This is a genomic window from Rhodococcus baikonurensis, assembly GCF_040489275.1.
GTDB lineage: Bacteria > Actinomycetota > Actinomycetes > Mycobacteriales > Mycobacteriaceae > Rhodococcus_F > Rhodococcus_F baikonurensis.
The window spans coordinates 1-3,414 of sequence record NZ_JBEUOQ010000058.1; the positions used below are offsets into that span (position 1 = coordinate 1).

The 3,414-nt window shown below is 63.7% G+C and carries 4 protein-coding genes; all 4 read left to right on the forward strand.

Going from position 1 to position 3,414, the window contains the following annotated elements; all coding sequences use genetic code 11:
* On the forward strand, positions 1-228 hold a 228-nt coding region (locus tag ABWI03_RS34030; protein ID WP_353799063.1), incomplete at its 5' end, for an MspA family porin.
* Positions 229-319: 91 nt separating this feature from the next.
* On the forward strand, positions 320-712 hold the full coding sequence (locus ABWI03_RS34035; protein ID WP_296553195.1) for a hypothetical protein: 393 nt from the start codon (positions 320-322) through the stop codon (positions 710-712).
* Between the two features lie 62 nt (positions 713-774).
* A complete protein-coding gene (locus ABWI03_RS34040) occupies positions 775-1,113 on the forward strand; it encodes a hypothetical protein (protein ID WP_298776609.1) in 339 nt (112 codons plus the stop codon).
* Positions 1,110-3,389 (forward strand): hypothetical protein, encoded by a 2,280-nt coding sequence (locus ABWI03_RS34045; RefSeq protein ID WP_353799062.1) that lies wholly within the window; start codon positions 1,110-1,112, stop codon positions 3,387-3,389. The genes ABWI03_RS34040 and ABWI03_RS34045 overlap by 4 nt, the downstream gene beginning before the upstream one ends.
* Positions 3,390-3,414 lie beyond the last annotated feature (25 nt).

Below are 3,414 nucleotides of genomic sequence, written 5' to 3' on the forward strand. Positions count from 1 at the left end.
GTGAATCCGAGTATTCAGTCGACGATTGCGCCGGGCACGATCACGACGATTCCGTTGGGGAAGAAGGATCTCGAGTCGTCGAAGGCGTCGATCACCGCGGAGAACGTGCACGTGAAGGTTGATGCGTGCATGGGGCCGGTGACGATCCGCTCGTACGCACAACTCTCGGTGTCGACGGCAACGTCGGATAACACGTTGTTCGTGTACTCCGATCCCACCTGGCTCTAACCCACGCAGACTTCGCCGGCGCTGCTGGCGAGCAATTCCTGATCCGTCCCGTCCCGGGGTGGTTACTCATCACGCTCACAAAGGAGAAATCATGAAGATTCGTACCTTGGCCACTGCCGGAACCCTCAGCGCAGGTATCGCCCTGATCGGTGTTCTCGGCGCCGGCGTGGCATCTGCTGCAACTCCGATCGTGCAACCGGAACATGGCCGGATCGGACTTTCACTTTCGAACGCCGAAACGGCGGCGCTGGCGGCGAGCCCGATTCCTGATGCGATTGCGAACATCGTTCCAGGTTCGCTGAGGGGGGTCTGGTTGGCGCCTGGTTCCGCGATAACTGTTACCGATGGCAAGGTCGACGCCCTCGAAGGAGCTGTGCTCGGTGAAGCAGCCGCGCGTGGTGGGCATGCCAATGTCTTTGTCTCCGACCCGAATCACCCCGCCAGTGAGGGGCACATAGTGCTGACGGAGCAGTACTGGAACTGATACCAGGCCGAACGCCGGCGACCCGTTGTCCCCGCTCTCCCTTCCTGTTTGGAGTTCCAGCCATGACCGTCAACAACGCCGAACGCCGCAGTGTCCAGTCGGAATCCACTGCCGTCGATAGTAAAGACGTTGCAGACGTTGATGACTGGGATCCGGACAGCGAACTCAGTCCTTTTTCCAAGGCTGTGATCGCTACGGCAGTCGGACTGGGGTTGCTGATCGCGGCATTCGCGGTGATCGGGAAGCTTGCCGGCTGGGCGAACGACTACGGGACGATCCTGGTTTACCTGGCATTCTTCTTGTGGATGTCGATCTCCGGACGGTTGTTCTGGTGGGGCGCAGACAAACTCATCGCGCTACTCCGAACGAAGAAGAGTGACAATCGTGGTGCGCACCGGTGAAGTCCGGTAGACGACTTCGCCGGACTCTCGCGGGAGTGCTTGCCGCTGGGGCGCTGTTGACCGGAGCGGCCGGAGCGATCGGTGCGGGAATTGCACTCTCCGCCGCTCCGGCGAACGCGACGCCGGAAGAAGACTGCGCGGCGGTGCGGGCACGTGATCATCAGATCTACCTGAATCTCATTGCGTCGCTGCCACCTGGCGCACCCATCCCGCCAGAGATCATCAACCCGTGCCTGAGCGCGCCGTCCACGACGGCGACGGCTGCGCCGACGACCACCGTCGGGCTCCCCGGTGCGCAAGCTCCAGGCGGTGGCCCGAATGTCGGGGCCAATGCTCCGACGAACTTTCCCACCTACAACGGCACCCCCATCGTCCCGGTTCCGACGATCGAGGTTCCGCCCATTGCTTCCGAGGCCTCGGCCTCGGAAACTGGTGTCGGTGCATTCCCCAATGCATCGGCATCAGCGGTTCCCTCACCCACACCCACCCCGGGTGAGGGAACCACCACCGATCGTGGTCCCGGACCGATCCCCGCGGATTCGGATTCGAATATCGCACCGGCCCAAACGGTTCCGGACCCGGCAACAGATGTTTCCACCGCCGGGGAGGACTCGGGCCGTGACCGGTATCTCGAACTCGCCCTGATCGGCGCTGCAGCGTTCACCGCTGCGGGTATCGGAGTGCGCGGGCGGCCGGGACCTTTCAGCCCCCGCACGCCCGAATCAGTACTCTCCCAGGCGGTCGGGACTGTCGCGTCGCCGTTGACTGCGTACGCACCTGGCGGGCAGTCCTCGTTGCGGGTGTTCGATCCGATCACCGGCGGAAGCCGGTTCTTCTTCCTGATCCACGACGAAACGTCGTCGCACGAATCCGTGATTCCGGTGACGGTGCCGCCCGGCGGTCACATGAGTGTCAACCCCGATGGCACGGTCACCGTCTTCGACGCCGACGGGAATCCGGTCTCGACAATCGATGCCCCGTGGGCGTACGACGCCAACGGCACACCCATCCCGACGCATTACGAGATCCGGGACGGGCAACTCGTGCAGGTCGTCGACACCACGGGTATCGAGAACGTGCTGTATCCGATTTTGGCGGACCCGCAGGATCGCACACAGAGCGGCAAGAAATCCTCTGCTCCGGCGCGCCCGACCAAAATCTCCGGTGAGGACGACGGCACCCGCTCAGATGACGGTCCACATTGGAACGAGACACCGCAGGTCGAAGGCCACAAGGCCCCCAATCCACCAGTCCAGAAACCGATACCCACTCAACCACCAGTCCCACCCGCGGTCGAGCCCGAACCACAAGTCCCTGAGCAGGCACCGGCGCAAGTCCCTGAGCAGGCTCCGGCGCAAGTGCCGGAGCAGATCCCGCAGCAGTCGCCGGCCGAGGACATCGGCGGGGACGGACCAGGTGCCGGGACATCCCCATCCATCGACCCAGCGCCCGCTACACCGAACGAAACCGACACACCCCAAGCAGAATTGGCAGGAATTCCGATCATCGGCGGCATCTTCAGTGCAGCCGAAGCCGGGCTCATGCTCACCGCTGGAATCGCAGCTTTGTTCGCGCAGATACTTGCAGGTGTGGGTCTGGGGGATTCGGAACTGTTCGGCCGCATGGAAAGTCTCGAGGAATGGGCGCTCGAGGCCGGGGTGAATCTCGCCGAAGTGCTTGTGAAGGCTATGGCTCTGCTTTCTCCGCAGGATCAGGCACTTCTTCGCACTGTCCTTTCTCCGTTCGTGAAGCTGCCCCCAGCGCGTGAGCAGGACACTCCCGGCCACGCCCAGCCCGGGCCGGCCGGACCTGCCGCGAAGCCGCCGCCTCGGAGGCCCACACCGCGGCCTGTACCGCGTCTGCCTGGTGATCACGATCCGACCCAGCCGCAAGATCCCTCCAGCGAGCCGGATTCAGGCGATCCGGCAACACCGTCGGATCCGGGTTTCGAACCACCAGTAGACCCCGGTACCACCACACCTGGATTAGTTGACCCCGAACAACCTTCGGTTCCCGAACCTGGCGAGCAACCGGCCGTCGATCCGGTCAACCCGGGCGGCATTCCGGTCGATCCCGAGACTCCCGGTGCGCCGACCCAGCCCGGACCCCCGGAGTTCGACCCCTTTGATCCCGACCCGGGCACGATCGCCGATCCGACGGTCCGCCCAGATCCCACCGAACGTTCATCCGTCGAGCGCGTACTAGCTGTACGAGGCACGGACGTTAGTTACGCGATGCCGGCGGTAAGCGGCGGGCGGTCGTCCTCCGCGTGTTGAATGCGGTCGGTGGTAATTGTAGTGA

What these genes read in the sequence shown, in the direction of transcription:
- ABWI03_RS34035 (WP_296553195.1), top strand. Translation starts at nt 320, where the DNA reads ATGAAGATTCGTACCTTGGCCACTGCCGGAACCCTCAGCGCAGGTATC.
- ABWI03_RS34040 (WP_298776609.1), top strand. Translation starts at nt 775, where the DNA reads ATGACCGTCAACAACGCCGAACGCCGCAGTGTCCAGTCGGAATCCACT.